18 protein-coding genes and 1 tRNA gene are annotated in these 19637 nt (G+C 64.8%); 11 read left to right on the plus strand and 8 right to left on the minus strand.

The annotated features are described in order from the left end of the window. Positions 1–2: 2 nt before the first annotated feature. The 3 genes from VGR99_RS14285 to VGR99_RS14295 form a co-directional block, all read right to left on the minus strand. Positions 3–1523, minus strand: coding sequence for a hypothetical protein (locus VGR99_RS14285; RefSeq protein WP_414645122.1), 1521 nt, complete (start codon positions 1521–1523; stop codon positions 3–5). Positions 1524–1857: 334 nt separating this feature from the next. Beyond that, entirely contained in the window at positions 1858–3030 is a 1173-nt protein-coding gene (locus VGR99_RS14290) for a hypothetical protein (protein WP_326899029.1), read from the minus strand. Positions 3031–3288: 258 nt separating this feature from the next. Continuing rightward, positions 3289–3377, minus strand: a tRNA-Leu gene (locus tag VGR99_RS14295). A gap of 173 nt (positions 3378–3550) precedes the next feature. Between VGR99_RS14295 and VGR99_RS14300 the strand changes: the two genes are divergently transcribed. Continuing rightward, positions 3551–3958 (plus strand): twin-arginine translocation pathway signal, encoded by a 408-nt coding sequence (locus VGR99_RS14300; protein ID WP_326899030.1) that lies wholly within the window; start codon positions 3551–3553, stop codon positions 3956–3958. 18 nt (positions 3959–3976) lie between these two features. Here VGR99_RS14300 and VGR99_RS14305 read toward each other — a convergent pair whose 3' ends face one another. Together VGR99_RS14305 and VGR99_RS14310 are read right to left on the minus strand one after the other, a co-directional pair. Then, on the minus strand, positions 3977–5179 hold the full coding sequence (locus VGR99_RS14305; RefSeq protein WP_326899031.1) for an FAD-dependent monooxygenase: 1203 nt from the start codon (positions 5177–5179) through the stop codon (positions 3977–3979). 19 nt (positions 5180–5198) lie between these two features. Then, the gene (locus VGR99_RS14310; RefSeq protein ID WP_007602543.1) at positions 5199–5444 is read right to left on the minus strand and encodes a zinc-finger domain-containing protein; all 246 of its coding nucleotides are present in this window, start codon (positions 5442–5444) and stop codon (positions 5199–5201) included. Between the two features lie 304 nt (positions 5445–5748). On the opposite strand from VGR99_RS14310, the gene VGR99_RS14315 reads away from it, so the two are divergent. Together VGR99_RS14315 and VGR99_RS14320 are read left to right on the plus strand one after the other, a co-directional pair. Next, positions 5749–6885 (plus strand): hypothetical protein, encoded by a 1137-nt coding sequence (locus tag VGR99_RS14315; protein WP_326899070.1) that lies wholly within the window; start codon positions 5749–5751, stop codon positions 6883–6885. A 144-nt stretch (positions 6886–7029) separates the two neighbouring features. Further along, positions 7030–7785 carry an alpha/beta hydrolase gene (locus VGR99_RS14320; protein ID WP_326899174.1) on the plus strand — a complete coding sequence of 252 codons (756 nt, stop codon included), beginning with the start codon at positions 7030–7032 and terminating at the stop codon, positions 7783–7785. On the opposite strand, the gene VGR99_RS14325 is transcribed toward VGR99_RS14320, so the two are convergent. Further along, entirely contained in the window at positions 7771–9147 is a 1377-nt protein-coding gene (locus tag VGR99_RS14325) for a hypothetical protein (protein ID WP_326899071.1), read from the minus strand. The genes VGR99_RS14320 and VGR99_RS14325 overlap by 15 nt on opposite strands. 276 nt (positions 9148–9423) lie before the next feature. Here VGR99_RS14325 and cysE point away from each other — a divergent pair, with 276 nt between their 5' ends. Then, positions 9424–10248 carry a serine O-acetyltransferase gene (cysE, locus tag VGR99_RS14330; RefSeq protein WP_018647046.1) on the plus strand — a complete coding sequence of 275 codons (825 nt, stop codon included), beginning with the start codon at positions 9424–9426 and terminating at the stop codon, positions 10246–10248. A 122-nt stretch (positions 10249–10370) separates the two neighbouring features. Further along, positions 10371–10589, plus strand: a complete 219-nt coding sequence (locus tag VGR99_RS14335) for a DUF3126 family protein (protein WP_007602550.1) — start codon at positions 10371–10373, stop codon at positions 10587–10589. A 234-nt stretch (positions 10590–10823) separates the two neighbouring features. On the opposite strand, the gene VGR99_RS14340 is transcribed toward VGR99_RS14335, so the two are convergent. Beyond that, the gene (locus VGR99_RS14340) at positions 10824–11732 is read right to left on the minus strand and encodes a LysR family transcriptional regulator (RefSeq protein ID WP_326899090.1); all 909 of its coding nucleotides are present in this window, start codon (positions 11730–11732) and stop codon (positions 10824–10826) included. A gap of 195 nt (positions 11733–11927) precedes the next feature. Between VGR99_RS14340 and VGR99_RS14345 the strand changes: the two genes are divergently transcribed. Genes VGR99_RS14345 through VGR99_RS14370 form a run of 6 tightly spaced genes read left to right on the plus strand, consistent with a single transcriptional unit; the run spans position 11928 to position 18663 of the window. Beyond that, on the plus strand, positions 11928–12956 hold the full coding sequence (locus VGR99_RS14345; RefSeq protein ID WP_326899091.1) for a transporter substrate-binding domain-containing protein: 1029 nt from the start codon (positions 11928–11930) through the stop codon (positions 12954–12956). Between the two features lie 47 nt (positions 12957–13003). Then, a complete protein-coding gene (locus VGR99_RS14350) occupies positions 13004–14194 on the plus strand; it encodes an ABC transporter permease subunit (protein WP_326899092.1) in 1191 nt (396 codons plus the stop codon). After that, on the plus strand, positions 14194–15327 hold the full coding sequence (locus VGR99_RS14355; RefSeq protein ID WP_326899094.1) for an amino acid ABC transporter permease: 1134 nt from the start codon (positions 14194–14196) through the stop codon (positions 15325–15327). Before VGR99_RS14350 ends, VGR99_RS14355 begins: the two co-directional genes overlap by 1 nt. Further along, complete coding sequence (locus tag VGR99_RS14360; RefSeq protein ID WP_326899095.1) at positions 15324–16118, plus strand: amino acid ABC transporter ATP-binding protein; 795 nt, start codon at positions 15324–15326, stop codon at positions 16116–16118. The genes VGR99_RS14355 and VGR99_RS14360 overlap by 4 nt, the downstream gene beginning before the upstream one ends. A gap of 52 nt (positions 16119–16170) precedes the next feature. Beyond that, positions 16171–17472 carry a serine hydroxymethyltransferase gene (gene glyA / locus VGR99_RS14365; protein ID WP_326899096.1) on the plus strand — a complete coding sequence of 434 codons (1302 nt, stop codon included), beginning with the start codon at positions 16171–16173 and terminating at the stop codon, positions 17470–17472. Between the two features lie 21 nt (positions 17473–17493). After that, entirely contained in the window at positions 17494–18663 is a 1170-nt protein-coding gene (locus VGR99_RS14370) for an aminotransferase class V-fold PLP-dependent enzyme (RefSeq protein ID WP_326899097.1), read from the plus strand. A gap of 93 nt (positions 18664–18756) precedes the next feature. Here the strand turns inward: VGR99_RS14370 and VGR99_RS14375 are convergent, their stop codons facing one another. Continuing rightward, positions 18757–19461: a hypothetical protein gene (locus VGR99_RS14375; protein ID WP_326899098.1), complete on the minus strand. Its 705-nt coding sequence runs from the start codon at positions 19459–19461 to the stop codon at positions 18757–18759. Positions 19462–19637 lie beyond the last annotated feature (176 nt).

Raw genomic sequence — 19637 nt, forward strand, 5'->3', positions numbered from 1 at the left:
TCCTACCGCGCGGCGGCCGGCTGCGCGGTGTAGAGGCTCATATACGCGCCGGTATATTCCTCTTTCCAGCCCCGCTGTCCCACCAGGAATTGCCTGAGCTGCTCGTGCCCTCTGACCCAGAGCACCGCATCGACCTTGTACGTCCTGATCACATTGTCCCAGGCCGCCTCGTCGATCTCCCACCGCACCAGCTTGAGATAGTCGCGCAGCAGATCGTCCGGATAGGCGGTCGCCGCCCGTCCGTCGACGAACATGGGGACCGATCCGTGCGTGCGGAAGATCAGGAGCCCGCCGGAATTCCAGTGGTTCAGCACGCGCGAATGCGTGGCATGCGCCAGCAGATAGTCGGCATCCTCCTGCGACAGCATCTCCGGCAGCGCCAGCGCCGGTCTCACCTGGATGTAGGCGAGCGGCAGCACGAGGATACCCACGACACCTGCCGCCAGCATCGCGCGCCGGATGTCGAACCTTGCAAGGCTCTTGGGCAACAGCCGGTCGACGTGAAGCGCCATCGGCACTGTCGAGAAGATGAAGAAGAACGCGGCGTACCTGAATTGATAGAGGCCGAGAGCCAGGAACAGCCACGCTAGCAGGCGCGGCTCCAATGGAACGGGCCTCGAGTTGCGATATGTCAGCTCGAGCGCAACGAACGCCAGTGCATAGGCGATGCCGGGAATGCTCCCGGGGATCTCCATGTTGTGGAGATAGGGACGCCATTCGCCGATATTGGCCTGGATGAAGTGGCCCAGCGTCGCCATCACGCCGTCGTAGATGTGCCAGCCCAGCGGATTGGCGAAGATCGCGGCGAAGCACCCGATGCCTGCGAGGCAGTAGTTCCCGAAGTTCACCCAATCCCGCCGCAGCAGGGCGACGCCGGCGAACACGCCGATGATGGGAAAGGCCAGCATGAAGCCGCCATGCAGATTGACCCACAGCACCATCATCACGGGCAGCAGGAACCATCCGCGCCGCCGCAGGCATTCGCCGTAGAACACGACCGCTAACAGCATGGTCGCGATATTGGGCGAGGCCGCGAGATACGTGTTGGGCGCCGCCTCGTAACAGGGATAGAGCAGGCAGGAGGCGAACACGGTGATGCCGACGGCGGCGGCCGATGCGCCGCTGCGCAAGGCCGCGAATGTCAGATATCCGACGATGATCGCGCCGCAGGCGACGACGAGCAGGACGATCCCGGCAAAGCCGGCGTGCTGATACAGCACGCTGGCGATCACGTCCCAGAGCCACGACAGATTGTACCAGCGCTTGTCGCCGAGCGTGAACGCCCACGGGTCTTGAAACGGAATCGCGCCGTGCTTCCGGATCAGGTCGCCGGCGGCGATGTGCCAGCCGAGGTCGTAATGGCCGAGCTGGATCGGCCCGTTCGACAGGTAGAACACCGACAGGAACGCGATCAGGAAAAGATAGACCTCGCGCCCGTGCAAAAGGCGTCCGAACGCCGCGGGCGCTCCGCCAACCCGGCCTTGCGACCAATTCTCGCGCGCGTCCATGAGAGCTCTCACCATCGAAGCCGGTCGCTCCGGGCTCCGCGTTTCCCTGCGATCCGCAGCGACGGATGCAGACCTCATTCGCTTTAGGGGAAGACGATCTAAAGTCGAGTAAAGGTTGGTTGCGGTGGGAGGGTTCCGCAAGCGGAAGGGTGTGTTGGTAAACGAATGATTGCGTGAGCGTCGCGCGGCGCGAGCCCGCGTCTGCATCCTGCCGCGGCGACCTGCGCCATCAGCCCAAGTGGTGCGGGCAGCCGGGGGCGAACCGCCACAGCGCTTGCGCACCGAGGGATTTGAGTCCTCTGAAGAGCGCCTTATCGCACCCTGAGCGTCGCGTCGCCGTGGTGCGCCCTCAATCCTCGAATCCGAGTCGGGGCTCATACAGCCGTCGGTAGATCACCAGCGGCACGACAAGTGCCAGCCCGGCAGCCAACCCGGCGCCGCCGATCATTAACGCCAGATCCGCAGCGCCGGCTTCCCGGCCGATCAGGCCTTTGAAACGTTGAACGACCATGGCCACCATGAAGGTTGCAATCGATGCGAGCGCGAACCAGAGGGCAGGAATGAAGAAGAACCGCCAGACGTGTATCATTTCATAGAAGAGAACAACGTGCGCTTGGCTCGGCGGTCGGTGGACCGACCATCTCTTCGGCAATTGGATGCCATCCGCTCTTGGCTCGACCGGTGTCGAGCCGCTCCAAAACTCCGCCGGCATCAGGAGACTGTCGTAGGACATGAGCGTGGCCGCTGTCAGCGCGAGCGCAATAAGCGCCAAGAGGAATCCGAAGACGATCAGCCATAGGGCCGTCGGAGCCTTTGCACCCCAAATTGTGTTCGAGAACAAGAACCCCGTGTTGACAACAAATGCGCCGAGAAAGAATTTCGCCACATCGTATTTGGATTTGATCTTGTCTTTCAAATCCTCGAGAAGATCATCCGATTTTTCGGTGAGCATCCAGAGAAGTACCGCTTTTCCTTTCTCGTCGAACGCCATGCACGCCGCTTCAGAGTTGGCAAGGGGCAAGGTGTCGGCGGGCAGTCTTCTTAAAAACTTCCTTGCGAACTTCCTGGCGATGACCGTCAACATCGGCTGATGGCCGATAATGACGATCGCAGATCGATCGGCAATGCGAGGCAGCCTTTCGGCGAATTCTCCTACGATCCATGATGGGGACGCCTGTTTAGAGTCAGGATCCAGCTCTATTCGTGACCGCAAGGAACACTGCGGCGCGGATCTCATTTCAATCGCGTGTTTGTACGCCTCCGCGGTCTGGAGAGCCACGGTGTGCGGGCTATGCCAGACTTCGGTTATGTTGATTGAGAGGCGCGCCAGCTCATCCAGAACACGATTGGCGATCGCAAGCGTCCGCGGAAGCCCGTCCTGCTTGTAGGGGACTTTCGCCTTCTCCAAGGGCTCCGCCCAACCGGCCATAGCTTGCGCGGATTCCTTAATGTTGGATCCGAAATCACGGTGGGCGTGCCGAACCAGGATCACGCACCGCCGTCCGGACAAAGTGGTAGCCATCTGCGCGGTGCTCCAGATTCTGCCAGTCGAGCGGGAACGCGGGACTGTGCGGCGAAGCGAGTGTCTACAAAGATTACACCCTAAACTTGCGCCGGAATGTGAAGCAGAACACAGGGAATTGCGGTGAAAGTGCACTCAACTGAGCCGAACGGACGCGGTTACCAAAAGACATGAGGCGTGCTCAGACATCTCAGCAAGGGATAACGGCCGCCCCCGACTGTCGCGGCGCCGGGCGCTCGCCTCGGGTCGTCTCTCTCGTGGTGCGGGCAGCCGGGGTCGAACCGGCACAGCGCTTGCGCACCGAGGGATTTTAAGTCCCTTGCGTCTACCAATTCCGCCATGCCCGCTTGATCCAACGAGATCAAACACTTAAGTCCACGTCCGGCCGTCTGGAATTGGGGCTTTGCGGGCCGGGTGGGTGGTTCTTCCTTAAGCGAGCCGGCCGCACAAGGCAAAGCCTCAATCCGGACATCTGTTGCTGCTTTAGGCATTCTCAATCCACGGGGACTATTCATCCGGCATGGTTGCTTCGTTTTCCTCTCCGCTGCGCTGTTGCGGCGCGCTTGTTGTGCTGCTTGCGGGCGCCGCGCTGTCCGGCTGCGCCGGCATGAGCGAGACGGTCGCCCCGGCCTTTGCCGATCCCGGCAAATACGAATTGTACGACTGCAAGCAGCTCGAGCCTGAGCGCAAGGCGCTCGCGGCCCGCACCGCCGAATTGCAGAGGCTGATGGACAAGGCGGAGACCGGGGCAGGTGGCGCCGTCGTGGCTGAACTCGCCTATCGCAACGATTACATCGCGGTGCGCGGTCAGGCGCAGCTCGCCGAAGATGCCTGGCGCCGCAACAGATGCCGGGAGACGCCGCCGAATGCAGCGCCGCCGGCTTCGACGCCGCAACCGCCGGTGATCAAGCCTGCGCCGAAGCGCTAGGGTACTGTTGCTCCCGCATCACGGGCGCCAGCCGTAGATCCAGTCCTGCCGCGCCAGCATGCGGTCCGGGCCAAGCGCGCGGATCGCAACGTCGCGCGCGAGCGCGAGTGGTCCGCCGAGATGATAGATGCGGCCCTGCTGCCGCGCGGTCCGCTGCACCCGCCGAACCCGGGCCTGGCGCGCGCGGCCATATTGCGTCAGCGCCGCAGTGATGCCGGCCGTGCTCTCGGCGGCTTCAACGCTCAAGAGCTGCGCCAGCACGGCGGCATCCTCGATCGCCATGCCGGCGCCTTGGGCTGCGAAGGGCAGCATCGCATGCACGGCATCGCCGAGCAGCGCGACCGGCCCGTTGCTCCAGGGACAGCCGTCGGGCACGCCGAACAGCGCCCATTTCCGCCAGCTGTCGACCGCGGACAGCATCATCCGCGCCGCCGGCGGCCAGCTTGGCGCGGCGAAGGCCTCCATCACCTCCAGCGGATCGCCCGGCGTGCTCCAGCCGGGCCTGTTCCAGGTGCCCGGCAGCACCGCGACCACGTTGATCTGGCGGCCGGCCGCGATCGGATAGGCGACGAGATGGGCGTTTGCGCCCATCCAGAGCTGCACCCGCCGCGCGGTGAAATCCTTCGGCAGTTGCGTGGCGTCCAACGTGCCGCGCCAGGCGATCAGCCCGGAGAAGCGCGGTTGCACCTCGGGAAACAGATGCTGGCGTACTGTCGACCAGATACCGTCGGCGCCGATCAGCGCGCTGGCGAGATCGCTGCGGCGGATCGTGCCGCTGCGATGGACAACGGTCAGCCCCTTGGCATGAGGCGCGACGTCCTCGAAGCTCGCCCCCAGCTTCAGGTCGATATCGGGATGGTCGGAGACGGCGCCGGCGAGCGCGGATTGCAGGTCGGCGCGGTGCACCACCCAATAGGGGGCGCCGGCGCGCGCGGATGCGGCTTCACCCAGCGGCATGCGCAGCAGCTCGCCGCCGGCCCGCGCGCTCATGATCGAGACCGCTTCGGGGACGACGGCGCGCGCCTTCAGCCGATCGGCGAGGCCAAGCTCGACCAGCACGCGGCTGGCATTGGGGGAGAGTTGCAGGCCGGCGCCGACTTCCTCGAGCCGCTCGGCCTTTTCCAGCACGACGATGCGGAAGCCGCGGGCCGCGAGTGCGAGAGCGGCCGTCAGTCCACCGATGCCGGCACCGGCGATGACAATCGTTCGGGAGAGCGCCACCCCTGACCGATGGATACGGTCAGGCCACCTTGTCCTTCAGGACGCATTCCGGCGGGCGGGCTTCGCCGGCCTTCAGGTCCGCCGCGAAGCGGTACAGCGTCGAGCAGTAGGGGCAGATGATCTCGTTGTCGTTGCCGAGGTCCAGGAAGACGTGCGGATGATCGAACGGAGGGTTGGCGCCCACGCACATGAACTCTTGCGAGCCGATCTCGATGACGGGGACACCGGCATCGTTATGGAAGTGCGGGACGACATGGTCGGACATCGTAACTCATCCTGGAGTAGCAGTGGCGGCAGACACAATCAGAGCTGACGCGGTATCTTTTGAGACGCGGCGGACCATACTGGGGGGTACGGATGATTGCTAGTCCAGCGGAACCGAAAGGTTGCAACTGCCCCATGCTCATTTGCTCATGCAAATTCGACACAATCTTGTCGCCCCAGAGAAGCCCTTCTTTCGTCGGGGACGTTGTGTCGCAATTTTGGCATACTATGTCTGTGGACGCGCGCATTTGCGACGAAAGACGAATCATCGGGCGCATGATCTCAGGACCGTCCAGGTTTCCCGCATGAAATGGCTGCGAATCAGCACCGCGTTGACCGGTATTCTCGCGTGCGGCTTCCTGCTCGCGCAGGTGGCGCCGCACGCCCGTGAAGCCGGCGCGCTTCTCGCTGCCCAGGACGATCCGGCTGCGCTCTCCGAGCTCAAGCTCGATGCGCTGCTGCGGCAGAACGACCATCTGGTCCAGGACAACATCGAGGCCGCGCTCGCCGCCGGCGATGCCGATCTCGCGGACAGCTTTGTCGCGCTGGCGCGTGAGCGCAACATCGCGCTTCCCGACGACCTGCTCAACCGCGTCAGCGATGCGGTCAGGGACGAGAACTCGACCTCGCATTTCGCCAAGCGGTTTGCCACCGGCCTCGTCACCGGCAATGCCGACGATGTCGCGAGCCTGTCGGGAACGGTGGCCGGCGATCTCTTCGTGATCGGCGACGTCAGGGACGTGGTCCGGGAAGGCAAGCATCTCGCGATGGGCGAGGACACCGACCACCTCGTGCTCGGCCTTGCGACCGCCGGCCTCGCAGTGACGGCCGTGACCTACGTCTCCGTTGGCGGTGCCGCGCCGGTGCGCGCCGGGCTGACGCTGGTGAAGGATGCCCGCAAGGTCGGGCGGCTTGGCGAGGGGCTTGCCAAATGGGCCGGGCGCTCGGCACGCGAAGTGGTCGACGCGCCGATGCTGCAGAACGCGGTCGCCAAGGGTTCGGTGTTCCGTCCCGGCGAAACCGTGAGCGCGATCAAGGCGGCGTTCCGTGCCGAGAAGGCCGGTGCGCTGGTCCGGCTCGGCAAGGACGTGACGCGTGTCGCCGAAAAGACCGGCACGCGCGGCGCGATGGATACGCTGCGCATCGCCGAAGGCCCGAAAGACGTCGCACGCGCGGCGCGGCTCGCGGAAGCACAAGGCAGCAAGACCCGCGCGATCATGAAGCTGCTCGGCCGCGGCGCGCTGCTGCTCATGAGCGGCGCGTTCGATCTGGCGCTCTGGCTGTTCAGTGCGGCCCTGACGCTGTTCGGCCTGTTGTCCTCGATCAAGGCGACCACCGAGCGGCTGACCCAGGCCTGGTGCGATCGCAGGCGGGCGCGGCGCCTCCGCCATTCCCAGATTGCCGCCGAAGCTGCTCTGGCGGATTCGGCTGCGGCGGCCTGAAGCGCGAGACGCTTTTGGGTTATTGTTTGGGCATAATTTCCGCGCAAACGGGTTCCACGTTTGTCGCGAGGAAAAACCGCTGCACACTTTTCCGGATCGTGCTTTAAGATCAGCCCATCCCCCTCAAGACCTGCGGAACTGATGATGCCGAGCTTTCACAACGGCGCCGTTGAAATTGCCTATCTCGAGGAAGGCGAGGGCGAGCCGATCATCCTGGTGCACGGCTTTGCCTCCAGCAAGAACGTGAACTGGGTCTATCCGACCTGGGTCTCGGAGCTGCGCAAGAACGGCCGCCGCGTCATTGCGCTGGACAATCGCGGCCATGGCGACAGTGCGAAGCTCTACGAGCCCACGCAGTACTCGATTCCGACCATGGCCGGCGACGTGCTCGCGCTGATGGACCATCTCGCCATCCCGCAGGCCGACATCATGGGCTATTCGATGGGCGGGCGGATGACGGCCTGGCTCGGGCTCAACGAGCCGCAGCGGCTGCGCTCGGCGATCCTCGGCGGCATCGGCATCGGCGGCCTGATCGAGGGCACCGGGCCGGGCGAGAACGTCGCCAAGGCGCTGGAAGCGCCGTCGCTCGACGACGTCACCGATCCCGTGGGGCGCACGTTCCGTGCGTTCGCCGACCAAACCCGCTCCGATCGCAAGGCACTCGCCGCGTGCCTGCGTGGCACGCGCGATCTGATGACGAAGGCGGAAGCGGCGCGTATCGAAGTGCCCGTGCTGATCGCGGTCGGCTCGACCGACGACGTGGCGGGATCCGCGAGCGCGCTCGGCGCCATCATTCCGGGCTCTGAAGTGCTCGATATTCCGGGTCGCGATCACATGCGCGCGGTCGGCGACAAGGTCTACAAGACCGGCGTGCTCGACTTCCTCTCACGCCGCAGCTGAAATCTCGTCTTCCGGCTCGTCGTCGCTGAGCGCGCGCGCCAGCGCCATCAGCACGGTGAAGGTCGCGACCCACACCATCCGCGCGCCGTAGCGGTCGTGCGGGCCGGAGATGACGGCGCAGATGAAGGCGTTGCCGAGCAGCGCCAGCGTCACGGTCGCAGCCAGCAGCGTCAGATCGTCCAGCCGGCGCTTCGCCAGCGCATGCGCGAGCAGCGCGACCAGCGCCAGCATCGAGACGAGTGCGACCGGCACATGCAGCCAGTTGACGTAGCCGAAATCGAGGCTCCAGTTCTGCTGGCGCGCGGCGCGCATCGGCGCGATCTGGGCGGGGATGTAGCGCTCGATGATGCCGTAGGTGTGCGGGATCCAGCCATTGGTGCCTTCACCGGTCGCCACATGCAGCAATTGCTGCCCCATCGCCCGCAAGGCGGCGCCAGCCTGCCAGGCCGGATAGTCGGCGAGCGAATGCACGACGATGTAGCTCATCTCGTCGTTCATGCCCTCGAAGCGGCCGAGCGTGTTGAACATGCTCTTGCCCCACAGGAACTCGTCGGCGGTCGCCGGCAACTGGTTGCGATAGGGGCAGAGCTTGAAGTTTTCGCGCGGGCAATGGTCGTTGAGGAATCGCGCGACGATGCCGTCCTGCATCATGCGGCCGAAGGCGACGCCGTAGCCGCCGGGCGTCCAGGCCCATTTGCCCGACAGCGCATGGTTCGCCGACACCAGCATCAGCCCGCCCACGACAATCGTCAGGCTCGCCTGCGCCAGTCCAGCCACGGGGAGACGGCGCCCGACCAGTGGCCGCGCCATCCAGCCGGCGACGCAGAGTCCCAGCAGCACGCCGAGCGTGGCGCTGTGGGTCGCGGCGGCAAAGGCGGTGAAGACGAACAGCGAGATCTTTTCGAGCGTCGAGGTACGCTCTCCACCGACCACCAGCAGGAACAGCGACAGGATCGAGAGCCCCGCGAAAATGTCGGTGAGCAGCATGCTCGCGAGCCAGGGCAGCGCGGTCGACAGGATCAGCACCAGGCTGATCGCGACGAAGCGGGACGTTTGCATCAGGCCGAGCACGCGCAGGGTGAGCTGCAGCAGCCACAGCGCCGCCAGCGACTGCAGGGCGAGGTTGATCCAGAAGCCGAACCCCTCGCCATAATGCAGATAGAGGCCGAACACGGTGGAGCGGCTGGGGACCAGATAGCCCTCGTACCAGCGCGCCAGATAGCCGCCGGTATCCCATTGCAATAGCGGATAGCCGTTCCAGAACGCCGGCGCGATCAGCAGGAGGGGCAGGGCCAGAGCGGCGAGCCGCAGCCAAAGTGAGCTCGCGGCGCGCGCGCGCAAATGATCAGTGGTGGTGGTCAATTCCGCTCCGTCCTCGTCCGGACCATGCCCGCAATAAAGCTTGGGAGAGAATTCACCAATAGTTTGACGCCGCCCGACTTGAATTTGCCAAAAGCCTGACCATTTTGAGCCAACCTTGCCGTCTGGGGACGTCTGAAGAAATCGTTGTGTTTCAACGCGTTGGCATGCTTTCGCGGGGGCAAGGCACTGTTCACTCTCAGGCAAGCCCGTCAGGACTTTGTCGCCTAGACTGTGCTATAGAACCCGCCAAACGAGCCCATTGAAAGAGCAGATCCCATGGCAGTGCATCAGGTCAATCCGGGAGGAAAGCTCGCATCGCTCGATCCGATCTGGGACCGGATCCGCGGCGAAGCGGAGGACATCGTCCACCGCGAGCCCGAGCTTGCGACCTTCATCTATTCGACGGTGCTGCATCACAGCCGTCTCGAGGATTCGGTGATCCATCGTCTCGCCGACCGGCTCGATCACTCCGCGCTGTCGGGCGATCTGGTGCGCCAGACCTATGACGAGGCGCTGCGCGACGATCCCGATCTCGGCAACGCCTTCCGCGCCGATCTCGTCGCCGTCTACGACCGCGATCCCGCGACCTCGCGCTTCATCGATCCCTTGCTCTACTTCAAGGGCTTCCACGCGATCCAGACCCATCGCCTCGCGCACTGGCTCTGGCTGAAGGGCCGCAAGGACTTTGCGTATTATCTGCAGAGCCGCGCCTCCGCGGTGTTTCAGACCGACATCAATCCCGCCGCGCGCATCGGCCGCGGCATCTTCCTCGACCACGCCACCGGCTTTGTCTGCGGCGAGACCGCTGTCATCGAGGACGACGTCTCGATCCTGCACGGCGTCACGCTTGGCGGCACCGGCAAGGAGAACGAGGACCGTCATCCGAAGATTCGCCATGGCGTGCTGATCGGCGCCGGCGCGAAGATCCTCGGCAACATCGAGATCGGCCATTGCGCGCGCATCGCCGCGGGCTCGGTCGTGGTGAAGCCCGTGCCGCACAACGTCACGGTCGCGGGCGTGCCCGCCAAGATCGTCGGCGAGGCCGGCTGTGCCGAGCCGTCGCGCACTATGGATCAGATGATCAACGCGATGGGGCTTTGAGCTCGCGTGTAAGGGCCGGATTCTCCGGCCCTTTTCGTCCCCAAATTCTTTGGCAATTCATGCTGGCGGTTCGTCGCGTCTCGTCCTAAAACCCGCCGAGCAATTTCGATCGGAGACTTGCCGTGGACGTCAAAGAAGTCAGAAAGCTCGACGCGTATCTGAAACGCGTATTCGGCAATCCGAAGATCCGCGTCGTGCCGCGGCCGAAGAAGGATGATTCCGCCGAGGTCTATATCGGCGAGGAATTCATCGGCGTGCTCTTCGTCGATGACGAGGACGATGATCGCTCGTTCCAGTTCCAGATGGCGATCCTCGAGGACGATCTCGTCGATCAGGAATAGTCGACGCCGTCATTGCGAGCGGAGCGGAGTCTTCGCTGTGCGCAATGAAGCCGTATGAGCGGCAGCACGGCGTGCTCTCGTGTCCCGGACGCGCTGCAACGCCCTTAGCGTTGCGGCGCAGAGCCGGGACCCAGAAGTCACACAACGCATCACTGCAACATGGGCCCCGGCTCTGCAGCGCACCGTCGAAAAGACGCTGCGCTGCGTCCGGGGCACGCCTCGAAAATCAGCCCTTCACCGCCGCGCCGTCATCGCATTCGCCACCACGCGTAACTCCTTGACGAATTCGGCGATCGCCGGGTTGCGCCTTTCACCGCTGCGAAACGCCACGAAGATCCGCCGCGTAATGATCGGCCGGATCTCCTTGAGGCGCAGCGTGCCGATATGATCGCGCCCGCGCAGCCCCGGATTGATCGAGACCGAGCAGCCTGCCTCGACCATCGCCCGGACCACTTCAAAGCTGTGGCAGCGGGCATTGACGATCGGATCGAAGCCGGCGTTGCGGCAGGCGCCGACGATCACGTCTGAATAGGTGGCGGATGTCGTGTCGAGCACCCATCGCTCCGTCGCAAGCTCAGGCAGGGTGAGGTGAGGGCGCTCGGCCAGCGGATGGTCGCGCGGCAGCAGGACGTGGAGGTGGTCGTCGAGAAGATGCAGCATCTCGACCTGCGTCTCCGAGAGGCTCGCCGACGTCGTGAGGTCGTCGACGATCGCGACGTCCGTTTGCCAGGCGCGCAAGGCGGCCAGGCTGTCGTCGGGCTCCAGCTCCTCGAAGATCGTCGCGAGATCAGGGAAGCGGGCCGACATCGCGCGGATCGTCGGCGGAATCAGGGATGCGGCGACGGAAGGAAACGCCGAGACGCGCAACTCGCCGGCGACAGTCTTCTTCAGCTCCGCAAGGTCGGTCTTGGCTTCCTCGAGAATGCCGATGACCCGCCCGGCATGGTCCACCAGACGCTGCCCCGCCGGCGTCAGCCGCACGCCGCGGCCCCTGCGTTCGACCAGTTCGACGCCGGTCTCGTCCTCGAGCTGGGCGATTTGCTGCGAAACGGCCGACGGAGAGATCAACAAGGCCTCGGCCACCGCTGCCATTGTTTTTCGCAGCGAAAGCTCACGAAGCGTGCGGAGTCGGGCGAAATCCATCGGTTAGCTCCCACAAATGCCCAGAACACAATCATGCAGATATTCTTACGTATATCGCGAAATTAATTAAGTAGACCAGAATTGTTTTGCCCCTGTAGCCTTCATTCCCAGAGCAGTTCGGGTCGTCACAAGAGGAGCACATCCCGGGCACGGCTGACACGCGTTGGACGACAACAGGCAAAGAGGGGTTCTCAGATGGCTCGTTCGAAATTCCTGGTCGCTGTGCTCGCCGCAGCATCGCTGTGGGCGAGCGGTGCATCCGCTTCCGTCCTCGACAACGTCAAGCAGCGCGGCGTGCTCAATTGCGGCACCGACAACACGGCCCCCGGCTTCGGCTACCTCAACACCAAGACCGGCAAGATCGAAGGGCTCGATGCCGATTTCTGCCGCGCCATGGCGGCGGCCGTTCTCGGGGACGCCAGCAAGGTCAACTTCGTCATCGTCACCGACAAGAGCCGCTTCAACGCCTTGCAGACCGGGCAGGCCGATGTCGTCTTCGCGCACACGACCGTCAAGCCGGTGCGCGAATCCGCGATCGGCATCGATTTCCTGCCGATCAATTTCTACGACGGCACCGGCATGATGGTGAAATCGTCATCCGGCGTGAAATCCGTTGCGGAACTGGACGGCGCGACGATCTGCACGACGCAGGGCTCCGGCACCGAAGCCACGCTCGCCAGCTTCGTGCGCGCGCGCGGTTTCAAGACCACCAAGGTGCTGACCTTCGAGAATCTCGAGAAGCTGTTCGGGGCGCTCCAGAGCGATCGCTGCAACGCGATGTCGACGGACAAATCCGCGCTTGCAGCCTGGCGTGGCAACTCGCCCAAGCCGGACGACTTCACCATCCTGCCCGAGACTCTCAACAAGTCGCCGTTCGCCGGCTTCGTCATCGCCAACGATTCCAGATGGCGCAACCTCCTGCGCTGGGCGACGTTCGCGCTGTTCCAGGCGGAAGAATGGGACATCACATCGGCCAATCTGGCCGACAGGCAGAAAGACGAGACTGCCTTCGTGCAGAAATTCCTCGGCGTGAAGGACGGCTTCGGCAAGGATTTTGGCGTCGCCGACGATTTCGTCGCGAGCATGATCAAGTCCGTCGGCAATTACGGCGAGATCTACGACCGCAATCTCGGACCCAAGACACCGTACTTCATCGATCGTGCCGGCACGCCCAACGCGATGTGGACCAAGGGCGGCGCCGAGTATTCGCCTCCGTGGAACTGAGCACATGAGGCGAGCCGGTCGGCTCGCCTCGATCTCGGGAGAGCGTCGTGAGCACAGAGATCGCCGAATATCACAGCATTCCGCCGGCGCGTCGCGGCCTGCTGATCGCGTTCAAATGGCTGTTGCAGGCTGCGATCGTGATCGTGGCGGCCGGCCTCGTCATCTGGCTTGGCCTCGCTGTCCGTGAGGCACTGGCCCGCAAGGGCATCCAGTTCTCGTTTGGCTATCTCGGCAACGTCGCGAATTTCAGTCTCAGCGAAGGCTTCGTCCTTTCACGCGAGGGCAACTGGCTGGCTCTCGAGCCGTTCTCGCCCACGCACACCAATCTCCAGGCGCTGCTGGCGGGCCTGTGGAATTCGCTGAAGGTCGCGCTCTCGGCGATCGTCCTCTGCACCATGTTCGGCACGCTGGTCGGTATCGGCCGGCTCTCGACGAACTGGCTGGTGCGCAATCTCTGCTTTGGACTGGTCGAAGCCATCCGCAACACGCCGCTGCTGATCCAGATCGTGTTCTGGTACTTCGCGGTGGTCCTGCGGTTTCCTCCCGCTAACGCCGCGTCGAACTGGTTCGGCGGCCTGCTTGCCAGCCGTTCGGGGGTGTTCTTTCCCGGCCTTGCGATCTCCGAGCGCGCGAGCGCTGTGTCCTCGGGAATGCTCGCCACGGCCTTCGCCCTGGTCGTCGCCTGCGTGGTCCTGCGCGGGTTGCGGCTCCGGCTGATCCTCCTGGCGGCGGCACTCGCGGCCCTGATCGCAACCGCCGTCATCGGCTTCCCCCTTGGCCTCGACCTGCCGGTCGCGACCCGCTTTGGCGCGCGCGGAGGCTTTTCCATCTCCCCGGAGATGACGGCGCTCCTCATCGCGATCGTCGTCAACAGCTCCGCCTATGTCGCCGAGATCGTCCGCGGCGCGATCGAGTCGCTGCCGAAGGGGCAGTGGGAGGCTTCGGCCTCGCTCGGATTGTCGCGCTCCCACACGCTGCGCGACATCATCCTTCCCCAGGTCTTCCGGATCGTCCTGCCGTCGCTCGCCAACCGCTACATCAGCCTGACCAAGGACACCTCGCTCGGGATCGCCATCGGCTTTCCGGATCTGTTCAACGTCTACGGCACCGTCTCGAACCAGACCGGGCGGAACCTCGAAGGCGTCGTGATCGTGATGCTGACCTACCTCGCACTGAGCTGGATCATCAGCGCCTGCGTGAACGGCATCAATGCGCGCGTCAACGGACGGAGGGGGTGATGACCACGATCGCGGTGCGGTGGGTTCACCGCAATCTGTTCGCCAAGCCGTTCGATGCCGCGCTGTCGCTCGTGGTCATCCCGCTGCTGGCCTGGGCGGTCTATGCCTTTGCGCACTGGGCGCTGGTCGAGGCGCATTGGCAGGTCGTCGGCGGCAGCTTCAAGGTGCTGATGACCGGCATCTATCCCGCCGGCCAGTTGTGGCGGGCATGGTTCTCCGTGGCGACGCTCTGCGCGATGTTCGGTGCGGGCCTCGGCCTTTCGCTGCGCCCGGGCCGGGTCGCGCTGACAGCCGTTGCCTTGGTCGCGATCCTGATCGCGGCGGCGTTGGCGGCCGCGATCGACGTGCGTTCCGGCATGCTCACTGCGGCCTGCGCGGCGCTCGGCATCGCGGCATGGATCGGCACCCATCGTTCGGCGATGGACCAGCGCATCGTGCTGTCAGGACTCCTCGCGGGTGTGGTCGCCATCTTCGTCGTGCTCTCGCCGCCGGGCTTCGAGGTCTGGGGCGGTCTGCTGCTCAGCGTCGTCCTGACGGTCGCGGTCTCGATCCTGACCCTGCCTTTCGGCATCCTTCTCGCGCTCGGCCGGCAAAGCCGCATCACCAGCCTGCGCGTGATCTCGACGGCCTATATCGAGACGATGCGGTCGGTGCCGTTGATCCTCGTCGTCTACTGGATCTGGATCATCGTGCCGCTGCTGGCCCCGGATACGTCCGTTCCAGGCCTGCTGCGCGGCATGGCGGGTTTTGCGCTCTTCTTCGCGGCCTATGTCGCCGAATATGTCCGCAGCGGACTTCAGGCGGTCCCGAAGGGCCAGATCGAGGCGGCAAAGTCGCTCGCGATGAGCAACTGGACGCTCAATGTCGCTATCGTCCTGCCGCAGGCGCTGCGCGTTGTCGTTCCCTCGCTGGTCGGACAGATCCTCGACATCTTCAACGGCGCCACACTGGTGTTCATCATCGGCCTGACCGATTTCCTGCGCGCCGGACAGATGATCCTCGCCGATCCGCAGAACAGCGGCCGGACCTACGAGATCTACGTCTTCCTGTTCGCCGTCTATCTCACCATCGGCGGGGCGATCACCTACGCCTCGCGCCGCCTCGAAGCTCATCTCGCAAGGGGATCACGATGAACGCCATCCAGATGCCGGCAGCCGCAACGTCGCGCGATGTCATCGTCAGCATCGGCAGCCTCAACAAATCCTTCGGTGCGTTTCATGTCCTGAAGGATGTCGATCTCGACGTCGGGCGCGGCGAAGTCGTCGTCATCATCGGCGCCAGCGGTTCGGGGAAGTCGACCCTGATCCGCTGTGTCAACGGTCTGGAGATGTACCAGAGCGGGCGTCTGACCGTGGACGGCTTCAGCATGCCGACGGAGGCCGATCGTGCCATCGGCGGCGAGAAGGAGCTGGCCAGGATCCGCAAGGGCGTCGGCATGGTGTTCCAGCAGTTCAATTTGTTCCCGCATATGAGCGCGATCGACAATGTCGCGATTGCGCCGATCCGCGTGCGCGGCCGCAAGCCTGACGAGGCGGGGGCGAACGCGTTGCGCCTGCTCGAGCGGGTGGGCTTGCGCGACCACGCCCACAAGCTTCCGGCCCAGCTCTCCGGCGGTCAGCAGCAGCGCGTCGCCATCGCCCGGTCGCTGGCGATGGAGCCGCATATCATGCTGTTCGACGAGCCGACCTCGGCGCTCGATCCTGAAATGGTCGGCGAAGTGCTCGACGTCATGCGCGAGCTCGCGCGCGAAGGCATGACCATGATGATCGTCACCCATGAGATGGGCTTCGCCCGCGAGGTCGCCGACCGCGTCGTCTACATCGATCACGGACGCATCCTGGAGATCGGTACGCCGGCGGAGATCTTCGATCGGCCGACGCACGAACGAACCCGAACGTTTCTCTCGCGCGTGCTCCGTCACTGACGAACGCGCGACCGCTTCTCAGAATTCCGATCACCTAGAACGAGGACGACACATGTCACTTTCCACGGGCGCCGCCCAAGCCCATTCCGCCGACCTCGACTGGCACAGCTTCTTCGGCGCCGATGCCCATCAGGCCGGCGCTGACGTCGTCGCGCTGATCGACCAGGATCGCAAGAGGGAGGCATTGTCCCTCAACATGATCGCCTCCGCCTCCTATGCGCCGCTCGGCCTGCGGCAGATCGAGGGGACCCATCTCGTCAACCGCGCGCCGATGGGGCTGCCTGGCCGTCGCAGCGTCGCAAATTGCGAGGAGCTCGACGCGATCGAGAACCTCGCGATCGACCGGGCGAAGGTGATCTTCGGCGCCGAATACGTCAACGTGCAGGCGCTGTCCTCGACCATCGCCAATGTCGCCGTCCTGCGCGCGATCCTGCCGGCCGACGGCGCGCGGCTGCTGACCTTCGACGAGCTCGCCGGCGGCCATGTCAGCCACGGCGCGATGCGCCATATCACGGGCGCGAACCGCGAGGTCGTCTCTTTCGGCGTCACCTCCACCGGCGCGGTTGACCTGGACCAGGCCCGTGAGCTCGCACGCAAGATGCGCCCGCATGTCCTGCTCGCCGGCCCGTCCTCCTATCCGCGCGAGATCGATTTTGCGGGATTGAAGACCATCGCCGACGAGGTCGATGCGCTCCTCTTCACCGACATTGCTCATGTCGCAGGTTTGATCGCGGCCGGCCTGCATGCCAATCCCGTCCCGTTCTCCGACGTGTCCACGAGCTCGACGCAGAAGACCTTGTGCGGACCGCGGAACGGCGCCTTCGTCTTCGCGAAGGAGCGCTTCGGCGCCGCGATCGACGCCGCCGTCTATCCCGGCCTGCAAGGCCCGGCCGCCTCGAACATGATCGCAGCACGAGCCGTGCAGATGGATATGATCACCCGCCCGGCCTTTGCGCAGCTCATGCGTGATGTTGTTGCGAATGCAAAGGCGTTCGCCGCCGGCCTGGAGGAGGGCGGCATCGGGCTCTACACCGGTGGCACGGACTCGCACATGATCATGGCCTACACCGGCGAGAGCTGGACGCAGCCGGAATTGGTCGCGGGGCTCGGGGCCTATGGTGTCATCGGCAACGCCATGCGCGCGCCGGGGCAAGCCGGCGAACCCCGTACCGCGTTCAGGTTCGGCAGCGTCGCGCTGACGATCCGCGGCTTCGACATCGCCGAGGCAAGGACGCTCGGCCGCGAGGTCGCGGAAATCCTGCGCGCGGGCCCAAGCGCGGCCGTGGATGCCGCGCGGCTGCGCAGATTGAAGGATCTGGCCAACGCCCATCCGATTCCGTCCTTCGTCGATTGATCCGCACGCAGAGCCATCATCATGAACCGCCACTACGACGTTGCTGCGGTCCGCAGCCAGTTTCCCGTGACCGAACGCCTGCTCTATCTCGATTCCGCCCATCAGACGTCGCTCGCCACCAGCGTTCGCGAGGCGCTGCTCGGCTTCTATCGGGAAGGCAGCGAATTCGGCGGTCCCAAGCCGGTCTGGCTCGATCGGGTCGAGCAGGTCCGGGCCCGCGTGGCGAAGCTGCTCAATGCCGCACCGTCCGAGATCGCCTTCACCAAGAACACGTCCGAGGGCATGAACATTGCCGCCAATGCATTGCCGCTCGCGGCGGGCGACAATGTGCTGCTGGTCGAAGGCGACCATCCCAACAACGCCTATGCGTTCCTCAACCTGCGACGCAAGGGCGTCGAGGTTCGCTTCGTGCGGCTGGCGGGCGAGACGGCTCGCGCCGAAATGTTCGCGCCCCATATCGATGCCCGCACGCGCGCGATCTCGCTCTCCCATGTCACCTTCCATGCCGGACACCGCTTCGACATCGACGGCATCGGCGCGCTTTGCGCGCAGCACGGGCTCTATTTCGTCATCGACGCGATGCAGTCGATCGGTGTGGCCCCGCTGGATGTCGCGACCTGTGGAGCAAGCCTGATCGGGGCCGGCTGCCATAAGGGGCTGCTGGTGCCGCAGGGCCTCGGCATCCTCTATTGCCGTCGTGGGCTCGACGAGCTCCAGCCGGCCTATCTCGCGATGTCGAGTCTTGCTCATCCACCTGGCGACTACATCGCGCGCGCCGACAACATGACACTGAGGCCGGACGCGGGGCGGTTCGAGATCGGCAACCTCAACCTGCCCGACATCCACGCGCTCGATGCCTCGCTCACGCTGATCGAGAGCGTCGGCCTGTCGGCCATCGAGGCGCATCTTTACGATCTCGGCGATCGCCTGATCGAGCGCATCGATGATCTCGGCATCCGCCTCGTCGGGCCGCGCGGCCGCGCCGATCGCTCACCGCACATCTACGTGCTGGATCTGCCGGCGGACGATTGGGCCGGCTATCTCGCCAGCCGGAATGTGCGCGTGTCTCCGGAGCGCGACGGCATCCGCATTTCCTTCGGCCTGTTCAACATGGCCGAGGACGTCGACCGGTTGGCACGGATCCTTGCCGAGCGCGATACGCTGCCGGCTCGCGCAGGAGCGGCTGCCTGAATTCGGTTCGAAAAAATTGAAGTAATAACAATCGCTTGGCTACTGTGCATGGGGTTGTTTTCGAACTTTTTGCGCGGGGCGGGGCGGCCGCGCTCAGCCGTTCGGTCCGCGCAGTTGCGCCGTCAGCCGCTCCATCGCCTCCGCCACGTCGCGCCATTGCGACAGCCAGCTGCGCGGAAAGCGGAAGGTGAGGTCGGCGCCGCCGACGCGGCGCTCGGAAAGGCACATGCCGGGCGTGGACGCATCGCGCGTGCAGCGCGCGGTCAGCGCCGGGCTTGCCGCGGAATACAGATCCTCAGCGCCGTAAGGCGTCTCGGCGCGGAACATCCGCATCGTCAGCCCGTCCTCGGGCATGGTCGCGGCCTGGTCGAGATAGCGCGGATAGATCGTGGCGGTTCGCTGCTCGGGCGCGAGCGCATCGTGATGGGCCGCGATCGACAGGAAGATGCGGTCGATCGGCTGCATCGTCGTCTCCACCGCATCGGCGGTGACGTGCTTCGGTGCGCCCGGTGGCTCCAGCGAGGGATAGAGGAAGTCGAGGTCGATGCGCTCCTGCGGCCCGGAGTGCCGCTGGATCTTCATCCGGATCGCGGCCGCGGGCAGGTTGAACAGCGTGCCGCCGACGCTCACCGGCAGCTTGTCCGGGGCGCTCGCGCCGCCGGTTCCCCAGGTCGGCCACAACAGATAGGCCACCAGCGCCACAGCGCCCAATGTCGCCGCGCCGCCGAAGACGATCGGCACGACATGCGCCCGGGTGCGGCGGGGAGAGCGAGGGGAGGCTACCGAAAACACCGTCATGATGCGCGCATAAACCCAACTCGGCCGATGGCCGACGAATCAGCGGCGAATATGCCATGCGGCGGCGAATTCGCGCAGCGTTCCCGGCTGCCGGGACCGGGGGAGGGCCCTGCGCGGACCGGGCGGCGGCGTTAACCTTCGCTTAAGGATAATGTAGCGTTAACCAGCACTATTTG

This window comes from Bradyrhizobium sp., assembly GCF_035935975.1.
Taxonomy (GTDB): Bacteria; Pseudomonadota; Alphaproteobacteria; order Rhizobiales; family Xanthobacteraceae; genus Bradyrhizobium.

What these genes read in the sequence shown, in the direction of transcription:
- VGR99_RS14345 (WP_326899091.1), top strand. Translation starts at nt 11,928, where the DNA reads ATGGCTCGTTCGAAATTCCTGGTCGCTGTGCTCGCCGCAGCATCGCTG.
- VGR99_RS14355 (WP_326899094.1), top strand. Translation starts at nt 14,194, where the DNA reads ATGACCACGATCGCGGTGCGGTGGGTTCACCGCAATCTGTTCGCCAAG.
- VGR99_RS14375 (WP_326899098.1), bottom strand. Translation starts at nt 19,461, where the DNA reads ATGACGGTGTTTTCGGTAGCCTCCCCTCGCTCTCCCCGCCGCACCCGG.
- glyA (WP_326899096.1), top strand. Translation starts at nt 16,171, where the DNA reads ATGTCACTTTCCACGGGCGCCGCCCAAGCCCATTCCGCCGACCTCGAC.
- VGR99_RS14315 (WP_326899070.1), top strand. Translation starts at nt 5,749, where the DNA reads ATGAAATGGCTGCGAATCAGCACCGCGTTGACCGGTATTCTCGCGTGC.
- VGR99_RS14290 (WP_326899029.1), bottom strand. Translation starts at nt 3,030, where the DNA reads ATGGCTACCACTTTGTCCGGACGGCGGTGCGTGATCCTGGTTCGGCAC.
- VGR99_RS14300 (WP_326899030.1), top strand. Translation starts at nt 3,551, where the DNA reads ATGGTTGCTTCGTTTTCCTCTCCGCTGCGCTGTTGCGGCGCGCTTGTT.
- VGR99_RS14310 (WP_007602543.1), bottom strand. Translation starts at nt 5,444, where the DNA reads ATGTCCGACCATGTCGTCCCGCACTTCCATAACGATGCCGGTGTCCCC.
- VGR99_RS14340 (WP_326899090.1), bottom strand. Translation starts at nt 11,732, where the DNA reads ATGGATTTCGCCCGACTCCGCACGCTTCGTGAGCTTTCGCTGCGAAAA.
- VGR99_RS14320 (WP_326899174.1), top strand. Translation starts at nt 7,030, where the DNA reads ATGCCGAGCTTTCACAACGGCGCCGTTGAAATTGCCTATCTCGAGGAA.
- VGR99_RS14285 (WP_414645122.1), bottom strand. Translation starts at nt 1,523, where the DNA reads ATGGTGAGAGCTCTCATGGACGCGCGCGAGAATTGGTCGCAAGGCCGG.
- VGR99_RS14370 (WP_326899097.1), top strand. Translation starts at nt 17,494, where the DNA reads ATGAACCGCCACTACGACGTTGCTGCGGTCCGCAGCCAGTTTCCCGTG.
- VGR99_RS14360 (WP_326899095.1), top strand. Translation starts at nt 15,324, where the DNA reads ATGAACGCCATCCAGATGCCGGCAGCCGCAACGTCGCGCGATGTCATC.
- cysE (WP_018647046.1), top strand. Translation starts at nt 9,424, where the DNA reads ATGGCAGTGCATCAGGTCAATCCGGGAGGAAAGCTCGCATCGCTCGAT.